Source organism: Micromonospora sp. DT62 (assembly GCF_049847285.1).
Lineage (GTDB): Bacteria > Actinomycetota > Actinomycetes > Mycobacteriales > Micromonosporaceae > Micromonospora > Micromonospora reichwaldensis.
In genome coordinates this window covers 1-1,323 of record NZ_JBNCOB010000056.1, presented here as the reverse complement: position 1 = coordinate 1,323, position 1,323 = coordinate 1, and the positions used below count along the sequence as shown (strand labels likewise).

Annotated in this window: 1 protein-coding gene; it reads right to left on the bottom strand. The window is 70.3% G+C overall.

The window, feature by feature from the left end; translation table 11 throughout:
* Positions 1 to 8: 8 nt before the first annotated feature.
* Positions 9 to 1,067 (bottom strand): IS110 family transposase, encoded by a 1,059-nt coding sequence (locus ACPXCB_RS31480; protein WP_425879755.1) that lies wholly within the window; start codon positions 1,065 to 1,067, stop codon positions 9 to 11.
* Positions 1,068 to 1,323: the final 256 nt, after the last annotated feature.

Genomic DNA, 1,323 nt, shown 5'->3' with positions numbered 1-1,323 from the left:
GGACGCTCCTATGCCGCGTCAAGTGGTTGGGGTGGGGTTTCGAGGCGTCGGTAGAGCTCGCGGGCGACGTAGCGTTTGAGGCAGCGTTTGATCTCGCGGTCGGTTTTGCCTTGGGCGCGGCGGCGTTCGGCGTAGGCGCGGGTGTGTTCGTCGCGTTGTAGGCGGGTCAGGACGATGGTGTGCAGGGCCCGGTTGAGTTGGCGGTCGCCTGATCGGTTGAGGCGGTAGCGGATGGTTTTGCCGGATGAGGCGGGGATCGGGGCGGTGCCGGCGAGCATGGCGAACGCGGCGTCGTTGCGGCAGCGGCCGGGGTGGGACCAGGCGGTGAGGACGGTGGCGGCGACGATCGGTCCGACGCCGGTCAGCTGGAGCAGGTCCGGTCGCCAGGAGCGGACTATCGCACGGATCGCCTTCTCGTGTTCGGCGGCTTCGGCTTCGAGGAAGCGGACGCGGCGGGCGAGGTCCCGCAGCACGGTCAGGCTCGTGAACACCTCAACATCCGCGCTGGTACTTGGGCGTAGTCGGGTGGCGGTGGTGAGCATGAGCCGGGTGCTCTGGCCGCGGAATCGGGCCCGCACCACCTCCGGGGCGGTGATCACCATCGCGTGCAGTTGCCGTTGGGCGGTGGCGCTGGCTTCCACGGCCGCGCGGCGGGCCGTCAAGCGCATCTGCAGTGCCGCGCGTTCGGGACCGGTCTTGGGTTGCGCCAGCCGGGTGCGGGCCAAGGCGTCGCGGGCGGCGCGTTCGGCGTCGATCGCGTCGGACTTCGCCCCGGCACGGCGGGCTGGTCGCAGGGGCCGGTCCAGTTCGACGACCAGTTCACCGGCGTCGGCCAGGTGCCGGGCCAGGCCTGCGCCGTAGCCGCCAGAGCCTTCCAGCGCCCAGGCCCGTAGCCCCGAGTGCTGCTCGGCCAGGGCCACCAGCGCGGCGTAGCCGTCCGGGTCGGTGCTCACCGTGGTCCTGGCCAGGACCCCGCCGGTGCGGGTGTCGAGCACGGCGGCGGTGTGGGTGTCTTTGTGCGTGTCGACGCCGATGACGACCTCGACCAGATCTGCCAGCATGGACATGCGTTCTCTCCTCACCGTGGGGACGCACAGGTCCGGTCCGGTGCGGAGATGGCAGGACTGTGATGAGACACGCCAGCCACTAACTGGCGGTCAAGCTCCTGATCAGGCCAAACGTCTCCCGCCGGGCCGGGCGCCGGCGGCAGCAGACGGACAAGTCCCGCCAAAGGCACGAAGCCAGTCAGAGCAAGGGTCACATCCACTGCCGCCAGCCATCAGCCCATCACGTACGGACCGACCCGGCCAGCCTCACAGTCAG